Origin of the sequence: Mesorhizobium sp. M1C.F.Ca.ET.210.01.1.1 (assembly GCF_004791585.1) — a bacterium.
Lineage (GTDB): Bacteria > Pseudomonadota > Alphaproteobacteria > Rhizobiales > Rhizobiaceae > Mesorhizobium.
The window spans coordinates 1-24,531 of record NZ_SRUU01000009.1 but is presented as its reverse complement, the minus strand read 5'-3'; the positions used below and the strand labels follow the sequence as shown (position 1 = coordinate 24,531).

23 protein-coding genes and 1 pseudogene are annotated in these 24,531 nt (G+C 64.5%); 14 read left to right on the top strand and 10 right to left on the bottom strand.

What is annotated here, in order from left to right; genetic code table 11:
• The first annotated feature begins 132 nt into the window (after window positions 1–132).
• Together EN853_RS12225 and EN853_RS12220 are read left to right on the top strand one after the other, a co-directional pair.
• Window positions 133–453, top strand: a complete 321-nt coding sequence (locus EN853_RS12225) for a 2Fe-2S iron-sulfur cluster-binding protein (RefSeq protein WP_126100524.1) — start codon at window positions 133–135, stop codon at window positions 451–453.
• Window positions 454–549: 96 nt separating this feature from the next.
• The gene (locus tag EN853_RS12220; RefSeq protein ID WP_127860179.1) at window positions 550–1,581 is read left to right on the top strand and encodes an NAD(P)/FAD-dependent oxidoreductase; all 1,032 of its coding nucleotides are present in this window, start codon (window positions 550–552) and stop codon (window positions 1,579–1,581) included.
• A 5-nt stretch (window positions 1,582–1,586) separates the two neighbouring features.
• On the opposite strand, the gene EN853_RS12215 is transcribed toward EN853_RS12220, so the two are convergent.
• Both EN853_RS12215 and EN853_RS12210 read right to left on the bottom strand, forming a co-directional pair.
• Window positions 1,587–3,074, bottom strand: a complete 1,488-nt coding sequence (locus tag EN853_RS12215; RefSeq protein WP_127860180.1) for an MDR family MFS transporter — start codon at window positions 3,072–3,074, stop codon at window positions 1,587–1,589.
• A 219-nt stretch (window positions 3,075–3,293) separates the two neighbouring features.
• Window positions 3,294–3,914 carry a DUF922 domain-containing protein gene (locus tag EN853_RS12210; RefSeq protein ID WP_127860181.1) on the bottom strand — a complete coding sequence of 207 codons (621 nt, stop codon included), beginning with the start codon at window positions 3,912–3,914 and terminating at the stop codon, window positions 3,294–3,296.
• Window positions 3,915–3,998: 84 nt separating this feature from the next.
• On the opposite strand from EN853_RS12210, the gene folP reads away from it, so the two are divergent.
• From folP to folK, 3 genes are read left to right on the top strand one after another with little or no spacing between them, the layout of a single operon-like run.
• Window positions 3,999–4,853 (top strand): dihydropteroate synthase, encoded by an 855-nt coding sequence (folP, locus tag EN853_RS12205; protein WP_127860182.1) that lies wholly within the window; start codon window positions 3,999–4,001, stop codon window positions 4,851–4,853.
• Window positions 4,854–4,855: 2 nt separating this feature from the next.
• On the top strand, window positions 4,856–5,215 hold the full coding sequence (folB, locus tag EN853_RS12200) for a dihydroneopterin aldolase (RefSeq protein WP_126089067.1): 360 nt from the start codon (window positions 4,856–4,858) through the stop codon (window positions 5,213–5,215).
• Complete coding sequence (gene folK / locus EN853_RS12195; RefSeq protein ID WP_127860183.1) at window positions 5,199–5,711, top strand: 2-amino-4-hydroxy-6-hydroxymethyldihydropteridine diphosphokinase; 513 nt, start codon at window positions 5,199–5,201, stop codon at window positions 5,709–5,711. Before folB ends, folK begins: the two co-directional genes overlap by 17 nt.
• A 12-nt stretch (window positions 5,712–5,723) precedes the next feature.
• Here folK and EN853_RS12190 read toward each other — a convergent pair whose 3' ends face one another.
• Entirely contained in the window at window positions 5,724–6,272 is a 549-nt protein-coding gene (locus EN853_RS12190; protein ID WP_127860184.1) for a DUF924 family protein, read from the bottom strand.
• A gap of 9 nt (window positions 6,273–6,281) precedes the next feature.
• Window positions 6,282–8,117: a monovalent cation:proton antiporter-2 (CPA2) family protein gene (locus EN853_RS12185; protein WP_127860185.1), complete on the bottom strand. Its 1,836-nt coding sequence runs from the start codon at window positions 8,115–8,117 to the stop codon at window positions 6,282–6,284.
• A gap of 251 nt (window positions 8,118–8,368) precedes the next feature.
• On the opposite strand from EN853_RS12185, the gene EN853_RS12180 reads away from it, so the two are divergent.
• Window positions 8,369–8,635 carry a hypothetical protein gene (locus EN853_RS12180; RefSeq protein WP_127860186.1) on the top strand — a complete coding sequence of 89 codons (267 nt, stop codon included), beginning with the start codon at window positions 8,369–8,371 and terminating at the stop codon, window positions 8,633–8,635.
• Between the two features lie 72 nt (window positions 8,636–8,707).
• On the opposite strand, the gene EN853_RS12175 is transcribed toward EN853_RS12180, so the two are convergent.
• From EN853_RS12175 to EN853_RS12160, 4 genes are all read right to left on the bottom strand, one after another.
• Window positions 8,708–9,262 carry a hypothetical protein gene (locus EN853_RS12175; RefSeq protein ID WP_127860187.1) on the bottom strand — a complete coding sequence of 185 codons (555 nt, stop codon included), beginning with the start codon at window positions 9,260–9,262 and terminating at the stop codon, window positions 8,708–8,710.
• Between the two features lie 98 nt (window positions 9,263–9,360).
• A complete protein-coding gene (locus EN853_RS12170) occupies window positions 9,361–10,455 on the bottom strand; it encodes a YcjF family protein (protein WP_127860188.1) in 1,095 nt (364 codons plus the stop codon).
• Window positions 10,452–11,921, bottom strand: coding sequence for a YcjX family protein (locus tag EN853_RS12165; protein ID WP_127860189.1), 1,470 nt, complete (start codon window positions 11,919–11,921; stop codon window positions 10,452–10,454). The genes EN853_RS12170 and EN853_RS12165 overlap by 4 nt, the downstream gene beginning before the upstream one ends.
• Window positions 11,922–11,984: 63 nt before the next feature.
• On the bottom strand, window positions 11,985–12,488 hold the full coding sequence (locus EN853_RS12160; protein WP_127860190.1) for a histidine phosphatase family protein: 504 nt from the start codon (window positions 12,486–12,488) through the stop codon (window positions 11,985–11,987).
• 254 nt (window positions 12,489–12,742) lie between these two features.
• Between EN853_RS12160 and dksA the strand changes: the two genes are divergently transcribed.
• The gene (gene dksA / locus EN853_RS12155) at window positions 12,743–13,159 is read left to right on the top strand and encodes an RNA polymerase-binding protein DksA (RefSeq protein ID WP_126093785.1); all 417 of its coding nucleotides are present in this window, start codon (window positions 12,743–12,745) and stop codon (window positions 13,157–13,159) included.
• 85 nt (window positions 13,160–13,244) lie between these two features.
• On the opposite strand, the gene EN853_RS12150 is transcribed toward dksA, so the two are convergent.
• Entirely contained in the window at window positions 13,245–13,970 is a 726-nt protein-coding gene (locus EN853_RS12150; protein ID WP_127860191.1) for a flagellar biosynthetic protein FliO, read from the bottom strand.
• Window positions 13,971–14,182: 212 nt separating this feature from the next.
• On the opposite strand from EN853_RS12150, the gene EN853_RS12145 reads away from it, so the two are divergent.
• Together EN853_RS12145 and EN853_RS12140 are read left to right on the top strand one after the other, a co-directional pair.
• Entirely contained in the window at window positions 14,183–16,765 is a 2,583-nt protein-coding gene (locus EN853_RS12145) for an ATP-binding protein (RefSeq protein WP_127860192.1), read from the top strand.
• Window positions 16,766–16,841: 76 nt separating this feature from the next.
• Window positions 16,842–17,549: a DeoD-type purine-nucleoside phosphorylase gene (locus tag EN853_RS12140; RefSeq protein ID WP_127860193.1), complete on the top strand. Its 708-nt coding sequence runs from the start codon at window positions 16,842–16,844 to the stop codon at window positions 17,547–17,549.
• Window positions 17,550–17,812: 263 nt separating this feature from the next.
• Here the strand turns inward: EN853_RS12140 and EN853_RS12135 are convergent, their stop codons facing one another.
• Window positions 17,813–18,199: a hypothetical protein gene (locus tag EN853_RS12135; protein WP_127860194.1), complete on the bottom strand. Its 387-nt coding sequence runs from the start codon at window positions 18,197–18,199 to the stop codon at window positions 17,813–17,815.
• A 307-nt stretch (window positions 18,200–18,506) separates the two neighbouring features.
• On the opposite strand from EN853_RS12135, the gene urtA reads away from it, so the two are divergent.
• The 5 genes and pseudogenes from urtA (at window position 18,507) to urtE (ending at window position 24,288) form a co-directional block, all read left to right on the top strand.
• Entirely contained in the window at window positions 18,507–19,817 is a 1,311-nt protein-coding gene (gene urtA, locus EN853_RS12130; protein ID WP_127860195.1) for an urea ABC transporter substrate-binding protein, read from the top strand.
• A 115-nt stretch (window positions 19,818–19,932) separates the two neighbouring features.
• The gene (urtB, locus tag EN853_RS12125; RefSeq protein WP_127860196.1) at window positions 19,933–21,549 is read left to right on the top strand and encodes an urea ABC transporter permease subunit UrtB; all 1,617 of its coding nucleotides are present in this window, start codon (window positions 19,933–19,935) and stop codon (window positions 21,547–21,549) included.
• Window positions 21,546–22,604: pseudogene (gene urtC / locus EN853_RS12120) on the top strand (urea ABC transporter permease subunit UrtC); the annotation flags it as partial. The gene urtB and the pseudogene urtC, both read left to right, overlap by 4 nt.
• A 171-nt stretch (window positions 22,605–22,775) precedes the next feature.
• Window positions 22,776–23,522: an urea ABC transporter ATP-binding protein UrtD gene (gene urtD / locus EN853_RS12115; protein ID WP_127860198.1), complete on the top strand. Its 747-nt coding sequence runs from the start codon at window positions 22,776–22,778 to the stop codon at window positions 23,520–23,522.
• Between the two features lie 70 nt (window positions 23,523–23,592).
• The gene (urtE, locus tag EN853_RS12110) at window positions 23,593–24,288 is read left to right on the top strand and encodes an urea ABC transporter ATP-binding subunit UrtE (RefSeq protein WP_127860199.1); all 696 of its coding nucleotides are present in this window, start codon (window positions 23,593–23,595) and stop codon (window positions 24,286–24,288) included.
• Window positions 24,289–24,531: the final 243 nt, after the last annotated feature.

Sequence of the window (24,531 nt, the reverse complement as noted above, 5' to 3'; positions counted from 1 at the left end):
CTTCCATCCGGCCGCCGCGCCCCAGCGTCGGCGAACGGCACCTTCTGAAAAACGTCATTTGGTGGCGCTTTCCCGCCGCAGTTGACTTGTCCGGTGGAGTGATTATCTCCGCTGCGACTCCTCAGGTGACCAATGACCAAGCTGACTTACATTGCCAATGACGGCACGCAATTCGACGTGGAGGCCGAAAACGGCTCGACCGTCATGGAAAACGCGATCCGCAACGCGGTGCCCGGCATCGAGGCGGAATGCGGCGGCGCCTGCGCCTGCGCGACCTGCCATGTCTATGTCGACGAGGCTTGGACAGCCGAAGTCGGCGAGCCGGAGGCGATGGAGGAGGATATGCTGGACTTCGCCTACGACGTCCGGCCGAACTCGCGCCTGTCCTGCCAGATCAAGGTGCGCGACGCGCTCGACGGACTCGTCGTCCGCGTGCCCGAGCGCCAGGGCTGAACCAACCCCCCATTCTCCAATTTTGCGCCTGGCTGCTTGGCAGCGGGCCATAGGTCATGCACTGTCCCCACCATTTCCCAAAATGGGGCGGAGATGATGACCGACACGATCAAGACGGACGTACTCATTGTCGGGGCAGGGCCTGTCGGCCTGTTCGCCGTGTTCGAACTCGGCCTCTTCGACATGAAGTGCCATCTCATCGACATTCTCGACCGTCCCGGCGGACAGTGCGCCGAGCTCTATCCGGAAAAACCGATCTACGACATTCCCGGCTGGCCGATGATCACGGCCCAGGGACTGGTCGACAAGCTGATGGAGCAGATCCATCCGTTCAAGCCGGAGTTCACCTTCAACCGTATGGTTTCCAGCCTGGAGAAGCTCGAGGACGGCGGTTTCCGCGTCACCACGGATGAGAACGAGGTCTTCGAGGCCAAGGTGGTGGTGGTCGCCGCCGGCGGCGGTTCGTTCCAGCCCAAACGCCCGCCCATCCCTGGCATCGAGGACTATGAGGGCAAGAGCGTCTTTTATTCGGTCCGGCGCATGGAGGAATTCCGCGGACACGACCTCGTCATCGTCGGCGGCGGCGATTCGGCGCTCGACTGGACACTCAACCTGCAGCCGATCGCCAAGAGCGTGACGCTCGTCCACCGCCGCCCGGAGTTCCGGGCAGCACCCGACAGTGTCAACAAGATGTATGCCATGCAGGAAATGAAAGAGCTGAGATTCCTGGTCGGTCAGGTGAGCGGCCTCGCCGGGGCAGATGGCCAGTTGTCATCCGCGACGATCAAGGGCGGCCCGGACGGCGACGTCGAGGTGCCCTGCACCCGCATGCTGCCGTTCTTCGGTCTCACCATGAAACTCGGGCCTATCGCCGAATGGGGGCTGAACCTGCACGAGAACCTGATCCCGGTGGACACCGAGAAGTTTCAGACGTCGGTCCCCGGCATCTTCGCCATCGGCGACATCAACTGGTACCCGGGCAAGCTCAAGCTGATCCTGTCAGGCTTCCACGAGGTCGCCCTGATGGCGCAGGCGGCAAAACGCATCGTCAGCCCCGGCGAGCGCATCGTCTTCCAGTACACGACATCGTCGACCAGCCTGCAGAAGAAGCTGGGCGTCCACGATTGACGGCATCATTCGGCGAGCACGGGCGCCGCGTCCTCCTCCACGCCGCGCAGCGGCTTTTCCGGCATCAGCGCCAGCGCGATCAATGCCAGGACAAGCGTGATGCCGGCGGCGAGGAAGATCATCACGAACGGCATCGCCGATGTCAGCTCGATACGCGTTTGCGACCCCTCTGCGGAGAGCGGCAGGCCGTAGCCAAGCGCGACGGCGCCGAGTATGGCAACGCCAAGCGCGCCGCCAAGCGAACGCAGGAATGTCAGCACGCCGGTCGCGACGCCAAGATGGGCGCGATCGACCGCGTTCTGGACAGAGACGGTGCTGACCGGGAAGGTCGTGCCGCTGCCGACGCCAACCAGGGTCGTCAGGATCTCGACCTCGATCAGCGAGGCGTGTCCAGCAATGGCGCTGAGCACGCCGATGCAGACGATCGCCAGGATGAGGCCGACCATGGCGATGCGCTTGTAATGGACGAAGTGTGGGATCATGCGGCCGCTGAAAGTAGCGCCGGCGACGGTGCCGAGCAGGAGGCCCAGCATCGCCGTCCCGGATTCGCTGACCGAAAGGCCGACGACCGACTGCAGATAGACCGGCAGGTAAACCGACGCGCCGATGTTTGCAGCCTGCAGCAGGAACATCGACAGCGTCCCGGCGAGCACGATGGGATTGCTCAGCACCTCCAGAGAGATCAGCGGCTCGGCAGCCCTGAGCAGCCTTACGGCGAACAAAGTCCAGAAAACGGCCGAGCAGGCCACCAGCTCAAGGATCTCCGATGAGAACCATGGATAGGTGCTGCCGCCCCAGTTGAGGGCAAGAAGCAGCAGCGCCGTGGCGATCACCAGGAGCATTGCCCCCAGCCCGTCGATGCGGTGATGTTTGGCCGCGATCGGCAGCTTCTTCAGCGGGTTGTTGATGATCGCCATCGCCAGCAAGCCGATCGGCAGGTTGATCCAGAAGATCAACGACCAGTGCAGGTGCTCGGCGAAGACACCGCCAAGCAGCGGGCCGGCGATGCTGGCGACCGCCCAGGTGCCGGCGATCCAGGCGGCGTAGCGAGCCCGCTCGCGCGGCGGCACGAGATCGCCGATGACGGTTTGCGCCAGCGCGAACAGGCCGCCGCCGCCAGCGCCCTGGATCGCCCGGCCGATGACCAGCACCAGCATGTTGGGGGCGAGGGCGCTGACCAGCGATCCCAGAAGAAAGATCAGAATGGCGGCGTAGATGACCGGCCGGCGGCCATAGACATCCGAAATCTTGCCGTAGAGCGGCGCCATCGCGGTGGCCGTCAGCAAATAGCCGGTCACGATCCAGGGCAGGTATTCGGCATGGCCGAGCGCACGCGCGATGGTCGGCAAAGCAGGCGCGACAATGGTCTGGTCAAGCGCCGCCAAAAGCATCGACAAGAGCACGCCGCCGATGATGGCGTTCTTCTCGCTCTCGCTGATCGAAGGCGTGGCCGTTGTCGCCCTCGTCGAGCGATTGTCGACGGTCTGGTCCATGCGTCGTTCTTTCAAGGTCTGGTGCGCGCCGGCGCGAAGCAGCCAGTCCGGGGCGTCTTTCGCCTGTCGCTCGTGTCTCGTGTTTGCAAGGTCCGCCAGACGGCGAACCCGCTATATGTCGTTCGATATAGGCCGTTTTCGACCGCCGCTCGAAAGTTTTTCGAATCTGGCACCATGGTTCGACAGGATTGGCTTTCACCGGCACCGCCGCTCCGATGGTCAAGCCGGCGGCAACCGGCCGCTTTGGATGCGCTGCATGCGGTAGCGCAGAAGCCGGATGATCCGGCTCTCGAAGTTGACGCCTTCGACACGGTCGAACTGGACCTGGGCGCGATCATGCTTGGCGAGGACGGCGGCCGAAATCTCGGCGGCTTTGGCCTTCGCGGCTTCGCAGGTCTTTTGCGGATACGTCGCCCTCAGCGCGTCCTCGAGTTCGCGCGCATGGTTCTTGGCGATTTCGACATGGCGCTCCTCGTGGCGCTTGATGTCGGCCGACAGTGTGTCCCAGAACAGCCTGACCTCCGGATCGGCCTTGCGCGGACGCCGCCATTCCGGGAGGATCACCTTGACCTTCACCGTCACCTGCGCGTTGGCGATCCGACAGGAACTGGCTGTCTGCGCGTAGCTGACGCGGGTGGTGAAAGCCATCTGCGTGGCGCCCGGGTGCCTGGAGCCGGTGCTCTTCACTTCAGGCCCGTTCTTCGTCAGCTGCTTTTCGATGTCGTCCAGCGTGCGGCCGCCGACGCTGAAATAGCTGTAGGTCTTCACCAGATTCGCTGCGCTGGCCGGCATGGCGGCGAGCGTGAGCATCAGGACGCAGGGCAGGGAGCGGTTCATCATGTTGCCTCTTCACGCACCTTGCTTTACGGGCCTTGCCAGCGCAACGAAATTGATTTCGTGCGGATCACACATGGTTGATGGACAATGACGACAAGGCGATGGCAACTCGCGCATGGACGCCATCTCGACCTCGGCCCGAAAGCGGTCGTCGTCGGCATCCTCAACGTCACGCCCGACAGTTTTTCCGACGGCGGGCTGTTCATCGCGGCGGATAAGGCGATAGCGCAGGCGCGGCGCATGGTCAAAGAGGGGGCGGCCGTCATCGATGTCGGCGGGGAATCGACGCGTCCGGGCTTTGCCCCGATAAGCGCCGAGGAAGAGCAGGCGCGGGTGCTGCCGGTCATCGAGGCGCTCGCAGGATCGGGCGGGGCGCTGATTTCGGTCGATACCTATCGCGAGGATACCGCGCGGCGCGCCGTCGCTGCCGGAGCGCACATCGTCAACGATGTCTGGGGTCTGCAGCGCGAACCCGGCATCGCGCGCGTCGCGGCCGAGACCGGCGCGGGACTGATCATCATGCATACCGGACGCGAACGGGAGAAGCTGCCGGATGTGATCGAAGACCAATTCCTGTTCCTGCGCAAATCGCTGGAGATCGCGCGCGCCGGCGGTGTTGCCGACGGCCAGATCGTGCTCGACCCCGGCTTCGGCTTCGCCAAGGAAACGACGGAGGAAAACCTCGATCTGATGGCACGGTTCTCCGAACTTCAGGCGCTCGGCTTTCCGCTGATGGCGGGGACATCGCGAAAGCGCTTCATCGGCGGCGTCACCGGGCGCGAGCCGGCCGAGCGCGCGGCCGGCACCGCGGCCACCAGCGTCATCCTGCGGCTCAAGGGAGCCGACCTTTTTCGCGTCCACGATGTCGCAATCAACGTGGATGCGCTGGCGGTAGCCGATGCTATGCTGGCACGCGAAAACGACCTTCCGCCCGGACGCTGACTATGTATGTCATCCGCATGAAGAACTGCGCCTTCTTTGCCCGGCACGGCGTGCTGGACGAAGAGGAGACGCTTGGCCAGCGCTTCTATGTCGATGCCGAGCTGACCGTCGAGCCCAGCCGCCCGCTGGAGGAGGACTCCATCGAGGACACCGTCAACTACGGCATTGCCTTCGCGGTCATCGAGAAGATCATCACCGGACACCGGCGCTTCCTGATCGAGGCGCTGGCGCTCGAAGTGGCGAAGGCGCTTGCCGCGCGATTTCCGCAGATCAGGAAGGCCGAGATCACGGTGCGCAAGCCGAACGCACCGGTGCCGGGCGTGCTCGATCATGTCGAGGTGACCGTTGTCTGGCCTCAATAGCGCCGTCTATCTCAGTCTCGGCGGCAATCTCGGCGATCCGGCGAAGTCCATGGCCGCGGCGCTGCGCATACTGGACGGCGACGACAGGACGCGCGTCACCGCCGTCTCCTCGCTCTACCGCACGCCGCCCTGGGGCAAGCTCGACCAGCCGGATTTTCTCAATGCCGCGGCGGCGATCGAGACGGCGCTCTCGCCGCGCGCCCTGCTCGACCTTTGCCTCGATGTCGAAAGGCGATTGAAGCGGGTGCGCGAGGAGCGCTGGGGTCCGCGCCTGATCGACATCGACATACTGGTTTTCGGCGACCGGGTGATACACGAAACCGGGCTCGAGGTGCCGCATCCACGCATGCTGGAGCGGGCTTTCGTGCTGGCGCCGCTGGTCGAGATCGCGCCCGATCTCGCCGTTGGCGGCAGGAGCGTGTCGGAACGGCTCGGCGCCGTCGACACGTCCGGCATCGAGCGGCTGCCGTCGGGCCGGGAGTGGTGGCTCAACTAGATCCGAAGCCAATCAGCCGGAGAAGCCGCCGCCGTCGAGGAATGCCTTTTCCTCGGGCGTCGTCTCGCGGCCGAGCATCCTATTGCGATGTGGAAAGCGGCCGAAGCGCTGGATGATCTCAAGGTGCTCTTCGGCATATTTCAGGTATTCGGGCGCTTTGGCGGCGGTGAGTTCCACCGAACGCTTCTGGTCGGCAAGCAGTTCCGAATGCTCGAAGGGCAGATAGAGGAATACACGCACCACCTCTTCCAGTTGCAGATCCTGGCCGGCGGCGATCGCCTTGTCGGCGAAATGCCTGGCCAGCGGATCGGTCGCGTACATGTGCCCGGTGCCGCGGAAGCAGTTGCGCGGAAACTGGTCGAGCAGGATCATCAGCGCCAGCGATCCCTCGGCATGCGCGTTCCAGCCATCGCATTCACGCCTGGCGGCGGCATAGTGCAGCTCGAGGAACCGGTTGCGCAAATCCGTGTCGAAGGGGTCGCTCTTCTCGAACCAGGCGTCCTCGCCGGCATCGCGCCAGAACTTGGTGACGGAAAGCGCTTGCGGGTCGAGTTCTGCCATGTGTTGCCCTCAGTTCTGAGATTCTGCCTTGTTCAGCACGCCGGCCGTCTCTTCGTTCAGCGCCCGGCCGGCGCGGCGCGGCTGCGTCAGCGGCGTTGGGATCGGCGTGCCGATATTGCCTTTCAGGAAGCGCTGCCCGGCGCGCACGCCTTCGGCCAATTGTGTTTCGAAACGCGCCTCATCGCGGCGGCGGACATCCTCGATGACCTCGGCGACCTCTTCCGGATCGGCGCCCAGCGCTTCCAGCGCCGAGCCGCCGAAGACCAGCGCCGATTCGAAGGTCTCGCGCAGCTGGTAATCCACACCGGCGCGAACGAGCTGCAGCGCGGTGCCGCGGTCGAAGGCGCGTGCCAGGATGGTGACCAGCGGGAATTCGGCCTTGATCAGCTGCGTGATGCGCACGGCGGCCTCCGGCTTGTCGACGCAGATCAACACGGCACGCGCCCGGCCGGCGCCGGCCGCATGCAGGATGTCGAGCCGCGTGCCGTCGCCGTAATAGACCTTGAAGCCGAAATCGGCCGCGGCCTGGATCATCTCGACTTCGTTGTCGATGATCGAGACGTCGAGGCCGCGCAAAAGCAGCGGCTGGCTGGCGATCTGGCCGAAGCGGCCGAAGCCGATGATCAGCACACTGCCGGTGAGGCCGTCGGCGATGTCGACCCCTTCAAGCGACTGCTCGTCGCGCGGCGTGAGATAGCGCAGCGCCAAGATCGCCAGCGGCGTCAGCACCATGGAGATGATGATGATGGCGGTCAGCGTCGCGTTGGCCTGGCCGTCGATGATGCCGACCGCGGCCGCAGAAGAATAGAGCACGAAGGCAAATTCGCCGCCCTGCGCCATGAAGACGGCGCGCTCGAGCGCTTCGCGATGGCCTGCCTTCAGCATGCGCGCGACGATATAGATGCCAAGCGCCTTCATGATCATGTAGGCGACGACATAGATGGCGACGAGGCGCCAGTTCTGGGCGACGAGGCCGAGGTCGAGCGACATGCCGACGGCCAGGAAGAACAGGCCAAGCAGAATGCCTCGGAACGGCTCGATGTCGGCTTCGAGCTGATGGCGGAACGTCGATTCGGAAAGCAGCACGCCGGCGAGGAAAGCGCCCATCGCCATCGACAGGCCGGAAAGCTGCATGGCCAAAGCCGACCCAAGCACCACCAGCAAGGCAGCGGCCGTCATCACCTCTCGGGCGCGGGCATCGGCCAGGATGCGGAAGAGCGGGTTGAGCAGATAGCGGCCGGCCACGACGAGGCCGACGATGGCGGCGATGCCGATGCCGATCTCGGTCAGCCGCTCGGACAGGCTGGTCTCCGCGCCGCCCGGCGCCAGGAACGCAACCAGCGCCAGGAGCGGCACGATCGTCAGGTCCTCGAGCAGAAGGATCGAGACGATGCGCTGGCCCTTGGGCGTGGCGATCTCGCCGCGTTCCTCGAGCAATTGCATGACGATCGCCGTCGACGTCAGCACGAAGCCGGCGCCGGCGACGAAGGATTGCGCGATCGGAAAACCCCCGGCCAGTCCGACGAGGGTCAAGAGAACCGCGCAGACGCCGACCTGCAGCGCGCCAAGCCCGAAAATCTCGCGGCGCAGGCCCCAGAGCCGCGACGGCTGCATTTCCAGGCCGATGATGAACAGGAACATGACGACGCCGAGCTCGGCGACGTGAAGGATGGCTTCCGATTCGGAAAAGACACGAAGGCCGAACGGTCCGATGACCACGCCGGCCGCCAGGTAGCCGAGAATGGAGCCCAGGCCCATGCGCTTGAAGATCGGCACGGCGACCACGCCGGCGGCGAGCAGCGCCACCACCTGTACGAGATCGCTGCTCGATGCTTCAGCCGCCATGCCTGTCGTCCCGTTGTCTCCAAGCACTCCTTGCATGCGGCGGGAGTGCGGGGCAAGGGCAGGAGGGCAGGGGCCGTCGGCAGGAAACAAACGCGGCGCCTTTGCGGCAAACTCCTGTTGCAGCTTCGTTACACAAGTTTACGCGAGCCGGTCGTTGCGTGACGCCACAATCAGAGGTTAAGGCACGGTCGGCTTCGGCCATTGGGAGGCGGCGGCGATGGGCCACCGCCTTTTTTGAGGAGATAACTGACATGAAGAAGTTTTTGCTCGTCGCCGTTGGTGTTGCGGCGCTGGCCGTTTCGGCCTGTTCGAAGGGACCGCAGTGCACACAGGAGATGGCCACCAAGAAGGCGCAGGACATGACTGCCGCGCTTCAGGAAGCAATCACCAAGGATCCGAGCAAGGCGGCCGATCTGACGGCCAAGGTGCAGGCCGTGACGACCAAGTATCAGAACGCCACCACGCTGGACGAAGCCTGCAAGGCCTATGACGAAGTGACCGCCGCCATCAAGGGCTGAGCGAAGACACACACGAAGAAAGGCGGCAGCCGTTGGCGGCCGCCTTTTCTATGCCCGGCTGAGCGCGTTTGCTCAGTTTTTCGCGATGGAGCCGACCTCGACCGTGTCGACCCGCTTCAGGCTCATGCCGATCACTGGCACCAGTTGCTTGTTGACCCGCACGGCGACCGTCACGGTCATCGAATCGTCGTCCGGGACACGGGCCTGCATGACGCCGTTCAGCTGATTGCGGTTGATGGTGAAGACGACTTTCTGGGGATCGACGACATTGCCGCCGACAATGTCCATCCCGTTGCCGGACGACCCGCCCATGAAAGTGCCCTTGTAGCCATCGCGGCCCCGGCGTTCGACGGTCGCCGACATCTTCTGCGTGAACACGCCGACCCGGCAGTCGCCGTCGAGCGTCATGCCGATTTTGTCATCGGGCGTGGACCCGTTGAAATTGCAGGTGAATTTCGTGCCCTTGTATTTGCCGGCGATGATTTCGCCAGGGCCGATCCACTTGCCTTCCACCGAACGGAAAAACTGCTTGTCCGGCTCTGCCGCGAAGGCCTTTTCGACCAGGCCGAGCGGCGCGGCAGCCGCAACCGTCACGGGCAGAACGCAGGACAAGATCACGCTTTTCATGGACGACACCCGGCACAACAAAGTCTGTTCTTGGGACAAAACGACCATGAACAAGATTGGTTAATGCTTCGTCACCGGCGGCCGTTTGGGCATTTACCTTATTGCTCGATCTTACTGCTCGCTTGGCCATCCTTGCGGGTCGCGAACGAGGTCAGCGCCGAGAGGAAATCGCCAAGGCCCGGGCGCTTGGCCGCGATGAACGGCAGCGGGCGCGTCGTTTCCATCGCCGCGATGCCGATGCGCGCCGTCATCATGCCGTTGACCACGCCTTCGCCGAGCTTTGCCGAGAGTTTCGCAGCCAGGCCGTGGCCGACGATCTGCTGTACGAAACTGTCGCCGACAGCGATCGAGCCGGTCACCGCCAGGTGAGCGAGCACACCGCGCGCCAGCCGGAAGAAGCCAAGCGTGCCGGGACGGCCGCCATAGAGCTCCGACAGGCGCCGGATCAGCCTGCCTGCCTCGAACACGACGTAGGCGACGTCGACGAGCGCGCGGGGGCTGACCGCCGTCACCAGGGAGACGCGCTTCGCCGCTTCGAGGATCATCGTCTTGGCGCGGGCATCGAGCGGCGACAAAATCTCGGTCTCCGCAAGTCGCACCAGATTGCCGCCATCGATGATTTCGCCGCGCAGCTCGGCAAGCGAGCGGCGGCCGGCCGCGGTCTCCGGTTTTGCCGCGACAAAGGCTGAAAGCTCGTCGACCAGGGCCCGCGCGGCCTTGGGGTCGTCGCGCGCGACCGCATCCAGGGCCTGTCGCTGCAGCTTTTCGACTTCGGCGAGACGCGCGATGGCGAGGAACTCGCGGACGAGGATGACGAGCAGCGATAGAAGCGCGATCGCCGCCATGCCGGCCGCCAGCCAGCCCAGCCATTCGGCGCGCGCAAAGAGGTCGCGGATGAGCTGGTCCGTCCACAGGCCGACCGCAAGCGAGACAAGCACGCCGAAGGCGCCGAAAAACAGGCGCGCGAGCAGCGAGCGTTTCCTGGGCGCGGTCGCCGGCGGCGGAGCGGCCTGCTCGATATCCGGCTCGTCGAAGACGTCGATCTCCGAAGGGATGACGACCGCGACACCGGATCGAGCGGCGTGCGGTTTGCGTGCAGGCCGTTCGTCGGTGCGATGCTTCTGCGGCGTTTCCTGCCTTGGCGCTGCCTCGGGTTCGATGCGGAAGGCCGCCGGTTTGCGGGGCGCGGTCATGCCAGATGATCTCCGATCAGGAACTGCACGGCGCGGTCGAGCCGGATATGCGGCAGTGAAAGCGTGACGCCCTCGGCCGTGCGCTCGAGCTTGGGCGGACGGAACCGCACGAAGCGTATCGCCGGTTCAGTGTCTTCCAGCCGCGGCCCGGGCAGATCGAACACCGCATCAACTTTTTCCGGCAAGTCACCGGGGAATATGGCAGTTTCGGTTTTGCCGTCGAATGTCTCGCCGTTGATCTTCTCGTCCGTCAAGGGCGTGCCGATGATGACCGGCAATGTCTCGCGGCCTTGTTTCACGGTGCCCTCACGGGTCGAGCGCACCGCCGCCATGGCGACCACATCGACATCGGCGCCGCTGAAATTCGCCCGCGCGACGGCCCGGTCCGCGAGGCGGCGCACGATCGCCTGCAGCCGGTCATGGCTTTCATGATGCAGTTGGTCGGCCTTGGTCGCCGCCACCAGGATGCGGTCGATGCGCCTGGAAAACAGGTCGGTGACGAAATTGCCCCTGCCGGGCCGGAAACAGGAGAGGATTTCGGTGACGGCCCGCTCCAGATCAGCCATGGCGGCCGGGCCGGCGTTGAGCGCCTGCATGGCGTCGATCAGCACGATTTGGCGGTCGAGGCGGGTTATATGCTGCCGAAAGAACGGCTTTACGACATGCGTCTTGTAGGCCTCGTAGCGCCGCTCCATCATCGCCTGCAGCGATCCGGCGCGGCGCCGTTCGGAGAGCCTCGTCAGCGGCGCGAAGGTGAGCGCCGGCGAGCCTTCGAGATCGCCCGGCATCAGGAATCGACCAGGTGGCAGCGTCGACAGCGCGCGTTCGTCGAGCTTGCAGGCCTTGAGGTAGGCCGCGAAGCTCTCGGCGAGGCGGCGCGCCGTCATCTCGTCGGCGTCGGCGTCCGGATCGACGGCGCAGGCCATCTCGCGCCAGGCCTGCGACAGGTCGGAGCGCACGGGCAGGGCCGCAAGGTCGACCGCCTCGCTGGAGAAATCGGCGAAGGATTTGCCGAGCAGCGGCAGGTCGAGCAGCCATTCGCCGGGATAGTCGACGATGTCGACCGAAAGCTTTCCCGCCGAAAACAGCCGGTTCCAGCCGGAGGCCGACTCGTATTCGATGGTGAGCCTCAGTTCAGAAATGGCACGCGTCGAATCCGGCCAGACGCGGTCGTTGACCAGGGCGGCGACGTGGTCCTCGTACTGAAAGCGCGGGACGGCGTCGTCCGGCTGCTCCTCGAGGAAGGCGCGGGCGATGCGGCCCGATTTTTGCGCCTCGAACAGCGGCAGGCGCCCGCCATGGATCAGATTGTGCACGAGAGCGGAAATGAACACCGTCTTACCGGCGCGGGAGAGACCGGTGACGCCCAGTCGCAACGTTGGAGAGAAGAGCCCGGCGGCACGGCCCGACAGCGTGTCGAGCGCAATCCTTGCCTCGTCGGTGAAAGTGGTCAGCGATGATGCCAAATCTGCCTCTGGGTCGCCCGTCAGGGCCCGATATAGGTCTTGGCCAACGCGTTTGAAATGGTGTCAGAGATCGGCAGGGGTGATAAAGGCTTCGAGATAGCCATTGCCCTGGCCTGCTTCGCCGAGATTGCCGGGAAAACGCACGACGGCCAGACCGGAGGTGGGAAAGCCGTGGTTGAGCATGCCGCGCGCGGTCTCGTCGCCGTCGCCCGACACCGCCATGGCGAGATCCTCGGTCATCGGGTTGTGGCCGATCACCAGCAATGACCCGGTTCCGCCATTCCTGCGGATGATATCGAGGTAGCCGGCTGCATCCTCACTATAGAGCGTGTCGAAGAACACCACCCGGCCGGTGTCGGTGCGGCCGGCAAGGCATTCCAGCGTCTGCCGCGCCCGCTTGGCGTTGGAGCAAAGCGTGACATCCGGCACGTAGTTGCGGGCTCGCATGGCATCGCCCATCGCCTCGGCATCGGCCATGCCCGATTCGTCGAGCGGACGGTCGAAGTCGCGCACGCCGGGCAGCGCCCAGCCGGCCTTGGCATGCCGCAACAGATAGAGTCTGCTCAACCGGCTCCCCCTTTGTGCTGAATGCAATGAGCGTTTTGGCGATTAGTCACCAGAACGGGGTCGTGCACAATGGTGTACGACGTGCAACCGCGCCGATTCGCTGATGAATTCGACCCCGGCCGTTGAGAAGAGGCTGTTGCGAATGTCTGCCGCCGCGAGACTAACAATTGCGTGAAACAGTTACCGTTTGCGCTTGTGCAGGGCCTTGTCCGCGAATATATAGGCGCCAAATTTGGGGTTGTTGGGTGAGTCGAATGAACGATATCGCTACCGCCGATTACGTACCCTCCGAAGACGAGCCGTTCATGAACGAACGGCAGAAATCTTACTTCCGCATGAAGCTTATCACATGGAAGAACGACATCCTTCGCGAAGCGCGTGAAACCCTCGAAATCCTTCAGCAAGAAAACGCCAACCATCCCGATCTGGCCGACCGCGCCTCTTCCGAAACCGACCGAGCCATCGAACTGCGCGCCCGCGATCGCCAGCGCAAGCTGATCTCGAAGATCGACTCCGCGCTGCAGCGCATCGACGAGGGCACTTACGGCTATTGCGAGGAAACAGGCGAACCGATCGCGCTGAAGCGGCTTGATGCCCGCCCCATCGCGACGCTGTCGATCGAGGCGCAGGAGCGCCACGAGCGCCGCGAGAAGGTCTACCGTGACGATTGATGCGAATCGCATGAATAGAAAAATGGCCGGGTTCCCCGGCCATTTCCTTTTCTGAAGATGGTTTTGAGCCGGTCAAGGCCTCCGGTCAGCGCTTGTGGCTGGCAAGCTCGCCGAGAAGCTTGGTCATCTCGTCATCGAGCGAGGGCCTCGTTGCCGGCTTGTTCGCCGGTTTGGGGTGCGACTCGTCCAGCGATGCCTCGAGTTCGTTCATCAGCGTATCATCGATCGAGTCGTTGGAGGGCGGCGGCGGAGCATGCCGGACGCCGCCGTTCGCCGTCCCATAGGCAGGCAGAGGCATGACTTTCGCGCTCGACGGGCTCGGCGCCACCGGTTTTGGCGCAGGGGCCGCCGCGCGCGGGCGCGATGCGTGCTCGGCGGCTTGAGCAGGCGCCGGCGCCGGTGCCGGCGACTGCCTCGCCGATGCCGGTGCCGGCGCGGGCTGCGGGGCGCGCGGGCGCGGTGGGGCAGCCTGCTGCTGGCCGCCGTCGCCGGTCAGCGCCGGGCGGCGGGGTGCCGCTAGCCTGATGTCGCGTTCGACGACGACATCCGTCGGGCCTCCGATAAGGATCAGGTGCTCGATATCGTCGCGGCGCACCAGCACCAGCCGACGGTGGCTATCGACGGCGGTGGCGTCCATGACGGCGAGCCGCGTCTTGCGGTTTCGGCCGCCGGCAACGAAGGTGCCGAAAGTCAGGTTGCGGACCACCTTGATGACGAGGAGGACGACCACCAGCAGGATGAGGGCCGCAAACGTCCACAGGATTGCAGCGACATAACCCGGACCCGCCACGCTATCCAGCCACTGCAGCATCGGTGCACCCAATCGCCTTCTTGAGGTGACGCGACACTAGACCGTTGGGACTAGCGACCGCAAGTTCGCTTCACGCATCGTGAACAGTTTGAAACATGAATCGTTGATTTTATCGGACATTTGCCGCCGGGGCCTTTTCCGCTACAGGAGAATGTGATTCAACCGGGCCGTTCGCGGGTGTCGGGGGCATCGGAATCACGAGCAGGGGGCACATGGCCAAGGAAACGCGCGGCGATTTCTATCCGGTACCGATCGTCGACCAAAACACGCGTCCGGGCGCCGTCGCCAGGCTCATCATCTTCATCGTCGTCTTGACCGGCGCCGCGATCGTCTTCGGACTGTTCCGCGAACGCCTCGGCGATCCGTTCCTGCTTGGCATGCTGGGTGTGCTTGCCATGATCGGCGTCGGCTTCCTGTTCGCCACCGCGATCGGCTTCGTGCAGATCGCCCCGCGCTCGACCGGCGACGAGCTGTCGAAAGCCTTCGTCGATTCAATGTCGCAAGGTCTCCTGGTCACCGACACCAAGGGGCGCGTGATCTACGCCAACCGCGCCTATGCCGACATGACAGGTGCCGCATCGGCGGCTGAGCTCAAGACGGTCGAGGGGCTGCTTTCGGATGTTCCCGAGGCCTCGACGACCATCTACCGGCTGGCGTCCGGCCTGCGCGACGGCCAGGCCGGTGACGGTGAATTCCGGCTGGCGCAGTCGATCAAGCCTGGGGCCGAGCCTGGCGCGCGCTGGTACCGCGCCCGAGCCCGCGCCTTCAACGTTCCCGGCCAGCGGCTGCCGATGCTTGCCTGGCAGATCGCCGACATTTCGCAGGAGCGGGCGGAGCAGGAGCGTTTCTTCCTCGACCTGCAAAAGGCGATAGACCATCTCGACCACGCTCCGGCCGGCTTCTTCTCAGCCGACCAGGAAGGGCGCGTCACCTATATCAACGCCACCCTTGCCGAATGGCTGGGCATCGACCTTGCCAGCTTCACTCCGGGCGCGGTGACGCTGCCTGAGATCGTTGCCGGCGACGGCATGGCCCTTGTCCGCTCGGTCAAGGCGGATCCCGGCACCACGCGCAATGCCGTCATCGACCTCGATCTCACCACGATGAGCGGCCAGGCGCTGCCGGTGCGCTTCATGCACCGCGTTTCGGCAAGCCGCGAAGGCGTGAACGGGCCGACCCGCACCATCGTGCTCAACCGCACCCAAGGCGAGGATGCTTCCGCCGACCTCCGCGCCTCGGAAGTCCGCTTCACCCGGTTCTTCAACTCGACTCCGATGGCTATTGCCGGCGTCGACGCCAGCGGTCGCATCCTGCGCACCAACGCGCCGTTCCTGTCGCTGTTTTCGTCCGTCGTCGATCGTGACGCGGTCGACCGGCGCGTGCGCTTCGAGACCGTGTTGCATGAGCGCGACCGGCCGGCCTTCGCCGCCGCCTTCGAAAAGGCGCGGCAGCGGCAGGCCAATATCGAGGCGATCGACTCGCTGCTGCCCGGCAATGAGGAGCGCCATATCCGCTTCTACGTCAACGCTGTCGCCGATGGCGGCGGCGGCGAGGGCGTGGAGGAGTCGGCCATCGTCTACGCGGTCGAGACCACCGAGCAGAAGGCGCTCGAGGGCCAGATGGCGCAGAGCCAGAAAATGCAGGCGGTCGGCCAGCTTGCCGGCGGCATCGCACACGACTTCAACAACGTGCTCACCGCCATCATCATGGCGTCGGACCTTCTGCTCACCAACCACCGTCCGTCGGACCCGTCTTTCCCCGACATCATGAACATCAAGCAGAACGCCAATCGCGCGGCGTCGCTGGTTCGGCAATTGCTCGCCTTCTCGCGCAAGCAGACGCTGCGGCCGGAAGTGCTCAACCTGACCGACGTGCTCGCCGATCTCAGGATGCTGCTTGCCCGGCTGGTCGGCAACGATATCAGGCTGAAGATCGACCATGGCCGCGACCTGTGGCCGGTCAAGGTCGACATCGGCCAGTTCGAGCAGGTGGTGGTCAATCTGGCTGTCAACGCGCGCGACGCGATGCCCACCGGCGGCGATCTGACGGTGCGCACCCGCAACGTCACCACCGAAGAGTGCAGATCCTTCTCCTATCGCGAGCTTGCACCGGCCGACTATGTGCTCGTCGAGGTCGAGGACACCGGCAGCGGCATTGCGCCGGACGTGCTGAAGAAGATCTTCGAACCCTTCTTCACCACCAAGGAGGTCGGCAAGGGCACGGGCCTCGGTCTCTCCATGGTCTACGGCATCATCAAGCAGACCGGCGGCTTCATCTACTGCGATTCCGAGGTCGGCAAGGGGACGGTGTTCCGCATCTTCCTGCCGCGCCATGTCGCGGAGGCGAAGAAGGCGAGCGAGCCAGCCGACACCGCGGCGGTCGCTGCAGCGCCCGCCAAGTGGGCCGATACCGCGAAGGACCTTTCCGGTTCGGCGACGGTGCTACTGGTCGAGGATGAAGATGCCGTTCGCATGGGTGGCGTCAGGGCGCTGACCTCGCGCGGCTACACCGTGCACGAGGCGTCTTCCGGCGTCGAGGCGCTGGAGGTCTTCGAGGCCCTCGGCGGCAAGGTCGACATCGTTGTCTCCGACGTGGTGATGCCGGAAATGGACGGCCCGACACTGCTCGGCGAGCTCCGCAAGCGGCAGCCGGACATCAAGTTCGTCTTCGTTTCCGGCTACGCCGAGGACGCCTTTGCCAAGAACCTGCCGGCCGACGCGCATTTCGGTTTCCTGCCCAAGCCATTCTCGCTCAAGCAGCTGGCGACGATCGTCAAGGACGTGCTGGAATCCTAAAACAGCAATCGCTTGCACATTGCAGCGAGCCTGCCATGATGGAGCGGGGTATGTTTGCACATGACCGGGAGGTAGCGTGACGCCGCACATCGAGGCGGGCAGGGGGGACTACGCCGAAACGGTGCTGTTGCCGGGCGATCCCGAGCGCGCTCAATGGATGGCGGAGACTTTTCTCGAGGCGCCGCGCTGCGTCAATCGCCGCCGGGGCGCCCTCGGCTTCACCGGCCGGTTTCGCGGCAAGCCGGTCAGCATCCATGCAACCGGCATCGGCGTCTCGTCTTTCCTGATCTACGCCCACGAGCTGCTGGATTATCACGGCGTGAAGACCCTGATCCGCACCGGCACATGCGGCGCGCTGTCCGAGCACGTTCCGCTGCGCGGCGTGGTCATCTCCAGCGCCGTACGTGCCGAGGGCGCAATCAGCGGGCAAGTCTTCGGGCTGTACCAGCCGGCAGGGCCGGATGAAGCGCTCCATGCGCTGGCGCTGCAGCGGGCGGCCGCTCTCGGCATCGCCTGCAGCGCGGGGCTGACGATCTGCAGCGACGTGTTCTATCACCCCGACGGCCGCGCCCGGTTCGATGAGCCCAGGGCGCTCGGCGCGCTGGCGGTCGACATGGAAACCAGCGCGCTCTACCGCATCTCGGCGCAGTTCGGCGCGCGCGCCCTGTCGCTGCTGACGGTGGTCGACCACGTCGCCACCGGCGAGCTGACCGACTACTCCGAGCGCCAGGCGCTGTTCACCGACATGACGCGGCTGGCGCTGGAAGTCGCGGCCGGCAGCTAGATTTCCTGCGTCAACTCCTTGCGTATCGCCCCACGTCTCCAGAGGAGACCGGAGCGGCAGCGTTGCCCCAGCTGTTGCGCACATAGGTGAGGACGTCGGCGACCCCCTGATGGGCCTGCCGACATTGTTGGTTGGGCCTGTTTTGCTGATCGGCACGACCAAATCGGCTATCAAGTGGTCGTCCTGGTCAGAGCCCGATTTTCGGGCTTCCAGGCACCGGCCATTAGAGCGCACCGCCCGATTCGAAAGCCCGCGGCTGCTGCTCAGCGCTTCGTGCAGGTCGAGGCGGTGAAGGCGCCGTCCTGCTGCTTCATGATGATGTCGAAGGACGGCGCGCCCGGGTCGTCCAGCGTCGCCTGAGTCAGCGAGATCGAGTTGCCGCCGCTGGTATAGCCGCCGAGCGGCCCAAGCCAGCTGATCTCGCCATTGGCGTCCATCTGGTAGTTGTAGGTTCCCGAGGTGCCGAAGGTCACCGGGCCGCTATAAACATTGCCCTTGATGGTGATGTCGCCGAGGTTGAGAAACGCACCGAGCAGGTAGACCTCGCAATGATAGGTCCCGTCGGGCAGCTTGCCGTCGGTGAAGCCGGCGCGGGCGCCGCCGGCGGCGGAGACGAGAAGCAGGAAGCTCAGGATGATGCGTAAGGCCATGACGTCGCTCGTTTGCGCGGCGACCTTGCCCCATTTTGCCACCGTCTCGCAACCGCTGGCGGATTGCCGCATGCAGAGTCGAGCTTAAAGTTTGGGCATTTTTACCATTTGGGCAAAATCTAGGCAGGGCTGCGTAAAGTTTTCTCAGTCCCCATGCATTCCGGATACTCGATCCCGTTCGACGGCTATCCGATAACCGATTGTAACTATTTAGCTATCGCTCCCCGCATCGCCACGCTTCTGCGTTTGGCACGTCGCTTGCAATGCTCTGTCGCGATGCAAAACAACCAGCTTGGGAGCGTGGAACATGAGGGGTAATTTCTCGACAATAACAAAAATGTTTTCGGCCGGGGTGATCGCTGCCGGCCTTTCGATGTCGGCTCCTGCCAGGGCCGCCGACGACACGATCAAGGTCGGCATCCTCCATTCGCTGTCGGGGACCATGGCGATTTCGGAGACGACGCTGAAAGACGTCATGCTGATGCTGATCGAGGAGCAGAACGCCAAGGGCGGCCTGCTCGGCAAGAAGCTCGAGGCGGTGGTCGTCGATCCGGCGTCCAACTGGCCGCTGTTCGCCGAAAAGGCGCGTGAGCTGATTTCCAAGGACAAGGTCGCGGCGGTGTTCGGCTGCTGGACCTCGGTGTCGCGCAAGTCGGTGCTGCCGGTGTTCTCGGAACTCGACAACATCCTTTTCTACCCCGTCCAGTATGAGGGCGAGGAGAGCGAGCGCAACGTCTTCTACACCGGCGCGGCGCCGAACCAGCAGGCCATTCCGGCCGTCGACTACCTGATGAGCGCCGATGGCGGCTCGGTGAAGCGCTGGGTGCTCGAAGGCACCGACTACGTCTATCCGCGCACGACCAACAAGATCCTCGAAGCCTACCTCAAATCGAAGGGCGTGCCGGCCGAGGACATCATGGTCAACTACACGCCGTTCGGCTTCTCCGACTGGCAGACCGAGGTCTCGGCGATCAAGAAGTTCGGCTCGGCCGGCAAGAAGACGGCGGTCGTGTCGACCGTCAACGGCGACGCCAACGTGCCGTTCTACAAGGAACTCGGCAACCAGGGCATCAAGGCCGAGGATATCCCGGTCATGGCCTTCTCGGTCGGCGAGGAAGAACTGGCCGGTCTCGATACGGGTCCGCTGGTCGGCCATCTCGCCGCCTGGAACTATTTCGAGAGCGTCGACACGCCCGAGAACAAGAAGTTCATCGACGACTGGCACAAGTTCATCAAGAACGACAAGCGCACCACCAACGACCCGATGGAAGCCCACTATATCGGCTTCAACATGTGGGTGAAGGCGGTCGAGAAGGCCGGCACCACCGATCCGGACAAGGTCATCGACGCCATGGTCGGCGTGTCGGTGCCGAACCTGACCGGTGGCTATTCCACCATGATGCCGAACCATCACATCACCAAGCCGGTGCTGATCGGCGAGATCCAGGCCGATGGCCAGTTCGAGACCGTGTCGCAGACGCCCGGCCTGGTGATGGGCGACGAATGGTCCGACTACCTGCCCGACTCCAAGAACCTGATCTCCGATTGGCGCGCGCCTCTGTCCTGCGGCAACTTCAACGTCGCCACCGGCAAGTGCGGCGGCAAGGGCACCAACTGATCCTCCCAGGTCTGTCGGATCGCGGCGTGGCCCCGCGATCCGAGACCGCGGCCCGGGCGGGCCCACGGTCCGCCCGGGCGAAATGCTCAAATCCCTTGGGAGCCGCTTGAAGACGATGACCTTGTTGCGTGCAATCGGCATGATGCTGCTGCTGACGATGGCAAGCCTGCTGCCGTCGAAGGCAGCCGAAGCCGACCTCCGCGCGACCATCGCCAAATTCGCGGCTGCCACGAATTTTTCGGGCACCGAGGCCGTCGCGCGCGAGCTTGCCGCGAGCGGCGATCCGGCCGTCGAACGCCCGCTCTCCGCGCTCGCCGAGGGCAATCTCTATATCCGCAAGGCCGATTCCCAGGTCTTCGTCGGCAACGACGCTGGAGACGGCATCGAATTGCTCGATCCGCTGAGTGGCGAGAAGGCCGCAGACGCCGCCAAGGCCGACCTCACCAAGATCAAGGTCAACAACAGCCTGCGCCGCACGATCCGCGATGCGCTGGGCACGCTGACGTTGCGGGCCAAGGACGCGAGCGTGCGCCTTGCCGCTGCCGCGACTATGTTCAAGACGCCCGACGCGGCGAATATCGAGCCGCTTGACGCTGCCATCGCCGCCGAGACCGAACCGGCCGTCAAAGCCCTGTTCGAACAGGCGCGCGCGGCGTCGGTCCTGGTTTCCGACAAGCCCGAAGCCGACAAGCTCGCGGCCATCTCTGTCATCGCCGCGCGCGGCGACCGCGATGCACTTTCGCTGCTCACCTCGGTTGAGGCGAACGCCCAGGGCGCGGCCAAGGACGCGGCGACCGCCGCGATCGGCCACATCAATTCGACGCTGGCGCTGTGGGATGCCGGGCAGAACATCTGGTATGGCATTTCGCTGGGGTCAGTGCTGCTGCTTGCCGCGATCGGGCTTGCCATCACCTTCGGCGTTATGGGCGTCATCAACATGGCGCATGGCGAGATGGTGATGCTCGGCGCCTACACCACCTTCGTCGTCCAGCAGGTGATCCGCACGTCGTTCCCCGGCCTGTTCGACTGGTCGCTGGTCATCGCGCTGCCGCTTGCCTTCCTTGTCTCAGCACTTGTCGGCCTTGCCATCGAGCGCGGCATCATCCGTTTCCTCTATGGCCGTCCCCTGGAGACGCTTCTAGCCACCTGGGGCGTCTCGCTGATCTTGCAGCAGGCCGTGCGCACCATCTTCGGGCCGACCAACCAGGAGGTCGGCAACCCGACCTGGATGTCGGGCTCGTTCGATGTCGGCCAACTGGCCATCACCTGGAACCGGCTGTGGATCCTTGTGTTCGCGCTCATGGTTTTCGCGGTGCTGCTCTATGTCATGAAGCGCACGCCCTGGGGGCTGCAGATGCGAGCAGTCACCGCAAACCGCCGCATGGCCGCTTCCATGGGTATCAGGACGCCATGGGTCGACGCGCTGACCTTCGCGCTCGGCTCCGGCATTGCCGGCATTGCCGGCGTCGCGCTCAGCCAGATCGACAATGTCTCGCCCAATCTCGGCCGCGGCTACATCATCGACAGCTTCATGGTCGTCGTCTTCGGCGGCGTCGGCAACCTGTGGGGCACGCTGGTCGGCGCCTTCTCGCTCGGCATCGTCAACAAGTTCCTCGAGCCCTATGCCGGCGCCGTACTGGGCAAGATCGTCGTGTTGGTGCTGATCATCCTGTTCATCCAGAAGCGCCCGCGCGGCCTGTTCGCGCTGAAGGGCAGGGCGGTGGAAGCATGATCACGCAGCGCCTCTTCGGCGCAGATCGCCGCATCGGCCTCGCCATCCTCGTCCTGCTGGCGGCCGCCGTCGTCGTGCCGCTGCTCAATCTCGCGGTTCCACCGACGAGCGCCTTCCATATTCCGCCCTATATCGTGGCGCTGGTCGGCAAGTATCTCTGCTATGCGCTGCTGGCGCTCGCGCTCGATCTGGTCTGGGGCTATTGCGGCATCCTCTCGCTCGGCCATGGCGCCTTCTTCGCGCTCGGCGGCTATGCGATGGGCATGTATCTGATGCGCCAGATCGGCTCGCGCGGCGTCTATGGCAACCCGATCCTGCCGGACTTCATGGTGTTCCTGAACTATAAGGAACTGCCCTGGTTCTGGCACGGCTTTGACCATTTTTGGTTTGCAGCTTTGATGGTGCTGGCGGTGCCCGGCCTGCTCGCCTTCGTCTTCGGCTGGTTCGCCTTCCGCAGCCGCGTTACCGGCGTCTATCTGTCGATCATCACCCAGGCGATGACCTATGCGCTGCTCTTAGCCTTCTTCCGCAACGACATGGGTTTTGGCGGCAACAACGGCCTGACCGATTTCAAGGACATACTCGGCTTCAACGTGCAGGCCGACGCGACGCGCTCGGCTCTGTTTACGGCGAGCGCCGTGACGCTGGCGCTCGCCGTCTTCGTCACCGGGGCGATCGTGCAATCCAAATACGGCAAGCTGCTGATGGCGGTGCGCGACGCCGAAAGCCGCACCCGCTTCCTTGGCTGGCGGGCGGAGAACGTCAAGCTGTTCGCCTTCACCGTCTCTGCAATCATGGCCGGCATCGCCGGCGCGCTTTACGTGCCGCAGGTCGGCATCATCAATCCCGGCGAGTTCGATCCGGCCAATTCGATCGAAGTGGTGATCTGGACCGCCGTCGGCGGGCGCGGCACCCTCGTCGGTCCGATCATCGGCGCGCTCCTCGTCAACGCCGGAAAATCCTGGTTCACCGGGGTGCTGCCGGAATTCTGGCTGTTCGCGCTGGGCGGGCTGTTCGTTGCGGTAACGCTCTTCCTGCCCAAGGGCGTCGTCGGCATGTGGGATTCGTGGCGCGGCAAGGCCAGGGCGCTGCGCGCGGCCTCGCTCGCCGCGGAAGCCGGCGCCGATCGGGAGGCGCCACAGCCCAAGATCGTGCGCTCGGCGGCGAGGACCCCGGGGGCGTGGTCCGCTTCCGGCGTCGAGCCGCAGCCGGCGGAGTGAGCGATCATGAGCAAGTCGAACACTATCCTCTATCTCGACGGCGTCTCGGTTTCCTTCGACGGCTTTCGCGCCATCAACAATCTGTCGCTCGTGCTCGACAAGGGTGAAATGCGGGCGATCATCGGCCCCAACGGCGCCGGCAAGACGACGATGATGGATATCGTCACCGGCAAGACAAGGCCGGACGAGGGCGAGGTCTTCTTCGACGGCCAAGTGGATCTGACCCGCCATGACGAGGCCGAGATCGCCATGATGGGCATCGGCCGCAAGTTCCAGAAGCCGACCGTCTTCGAGAGCCACAGCGTCGAGGACAACCTGATGCTGGCGCTGAAGGGGCCGCGCTCGATCTTCCCGGCGCTCTTCCACCGCCGCTCGGCGGCCGAGGCACGGCGCATCGACGACATTCTCGGCATCATCCGTCTCGGCGACAAGCGCGGCGAGCTCGCCGCCAATCTCAGCCACGGCCAGAAACAGTGGCTGGAGATCGGCATGCTCTTGGCGCAGGACCCGAAGCTGCTGCTCGTCGACGAGCCGGTCGCCGGCATGACAGACGCCGAAACCGAGGAAACCGCGCGCCTGCTCAAGGATATCGCCCGCGACCATTCGGTAGTCGTTGTCGAGCACGACATGCATTTCGTGCGCGAGCTCGGCGTCAAGGTCACCTGCCTGCATGAGGGTTCGGTGCTGTCGGAAGGCACGCTCGATTTCGTCTCGGCCGACGAGCGCGTCGTCGAAGTCTATCTGGGGCGATGAGCATGGTCTGGCGCGTTCCCTTCTACCGTTTCGATTTCGCTTTCCTGAAGCGCTGGAGAAGGGGCTGACCATGCTCGAGGTCTCCAATGCCACGCTGCATTACGGTGCCGCCCAGGCGCTGCGCGGCGTTTCGCTGAAGGTCGGCGCCGGCAAGATCACCTGCGTGCTCGGCCGCAACGGCGTCGGCAAGACCAGTTTGATGAGATCGATCGTCGGCCATCACCGGCTGACGAGCGGAAGCGTTGCCTTCGAGGGGAAGGCGCTCGACCGGAGCGCGGCGTATGACCGCGCCCGGTCGGGCATCGCATTCGTGCCGCAGGGCAGGGAGATCTTTCCCCTGCTCACGGTGCGCGAAAACCTGGAATCGGGCTTCGCGCCGCTGAGGCGCGGCGACCGAAACATACCTGCTCACGTTTTCGAGCTGTTTCCGGTGCTGAAGCAGATGCTGGGTCGTCGCGGCGGCGACCTGTCCGGCGGCCAGCAGCAGCAGCTCGCCATCGGCCGGGCGCTGGTGATGCGGCCGAAGCTGCTCGTGCTCGACGAGCCGACCGAAGGTATCCAGCCCTCGATCATCAAGGATATCGGCCGCGCTATCCGCTATCTGCGCGACCAGGCGGGGATCGCCGTGCTTCTGGTCGAGCAATATCTCGACTTCTGCCGGGAACTTGCCGACGAGGTCAACATCATGGACCGGGGCCAGATCGTGCACACCGGTCCGGCCGAGGATCTCGACCGCGCGGATGTGCGGAAGTTCCTGACGGTGTAGGCCAGCTGTGGCTCCGCCAGGCCGCGAATTGCGAGCCTTGATGATTTAATTGAGCCGCTCTTAGCGTCGTCATCCCTGGGCGAAGCAAGGAACGCAGCGACGCGGCGCAGACCCAAGGATCCTGTGTGTTGGTTCCGGTGTATGGTTGAAGTGGGAAGGAGACCGAGTGGATCCTGGTCGTCCTTTCGGACAGGCCGTGGCATGGCCCGGTCCCTTCCCACCGGTAAAACCATCAACCTGAAC

Coding starts and splice junctions, on each gene's coding strand:
- folP (WP_127860182.1), top strand. CDS start 3,999: ATGACGACAAGGCGATGGCAACTCGCGCATGGACGCCATCTCGACCTC.
- urtE (WP_127860199.1), top strand. CDS start 23,593: ATGCTCGAGGTCTCCAATGCCACGCTGCATTACGGTGCCGCCCAGGCG.
- urtB (WP_127860196.1), top strand. CDS start 19,933: ATGACCTTGTTGCGTGCAATCGGCATGATGCTGCTGCTGACGATGGCA.
- dksA (WP_126093785.1), top strand. CDS start 12,743: ATGAACGATATCGCTACCGCCGATTACGTACCCTCCGAAGACGAGCCG.
- EN853_RS12185 (WP_127860185.1), bottom strand. CDS start 8,117: ATGGCGGCTGAAGCATCGAGCAGCGATCTCGTACAGGTGGTGGCGCTG.
- EN853_RS12145 (WP_127860192.1), top strand. CDS start 14,183: ATGGCCAAGGAAACGCGCGGCGATTTCTATCCGGTACCGATCGTCGAC.
- EN853_RS12210 (WP_127860181.1), bottom strand. CDS start 3,914: ATGATGAACCGCTCCCTGCCCTGCGTCCTGATGCTCACGCTCGCCGCC.
- EN853_RS12225 (WP_126100524.1), top strand. CDS start 133: ATGACCAAGCTGACTTACATTGCCAATGACGGCACGCAATTCGACGTG.
- EN853_RS12150 (WP_127860191.1), bottom strand. CDS start 13,970: ATGCTGCAGTGGCTGGATAGCGTGGCGGGTCCGGGTTATGTCGCTGCA.
- EN853_RS12135 (WP_127860194.1), bottom strand. CDS start 18,199: ATGGCCTTACGCATCATCCTGAGCTTCCTGCTTCTCGTCTCCGCCGCC.
- EN853_RS12175 (WP_127860187.1), bottom strand. CDS start 9,262: ATGAAAAGCGTGATCTTGTCCTGCGTTCTGCCCGTGACGGTTGCGGCT.
- urtD (WP_127860198.1), top strand. CDS start 22,776: ATGAGCAAGTCGAACACTATCCTCTATCTCGACGGCGTCTCGGTTTCC.
- urtA (WP_127860195.1), top strand. CDS start 18,507: ATGAGGGGTAATTTCTCGACAATAACAAAAATGTTTTCGGCCGGGGTG.
- EN853_RS12220 (WP_127860179.1), top strand. CDS start 550: ATGACCGACACGATCAAGACGGACGTACTCATTGTCGGGGCAGGGCCT.
- EN853_RS12170 (WP_127860188.1), bottom strand. CDS start 10,455: ATGACCGCGCCCCGCAAACCGGCGGCCTTCCGCATCGAACCCGAGGCA.
- folB (WP_126089067.1), top strand. CDS start 4,856: ATGTATGTCATCCGCATGAAGAACTGCGCCTTCTTTGCCCGGCACGGC.
- EN853_RS12215 (WP_127860180.1), bottom strand. CDS start 3,074: ATGGACCAGACCGTCGACAATCGCTCGACGAGGGCGACAACGGCCACG.
- EN853_RS12180 (WP_127860186.1), top strand. CDS start 8,369: ATGAAGAAGTTTTTGCTCGTCGCCGTTGGTGTTGCGGCGCTGGCCGTT.
- EN853_RS12190 (WP_127860184.1), bottom strand. CDS start 6,272: ATGGCAGAACTCGACCCGCAAGCGCTTTCCGTCACCAAGTTCTGGCGC.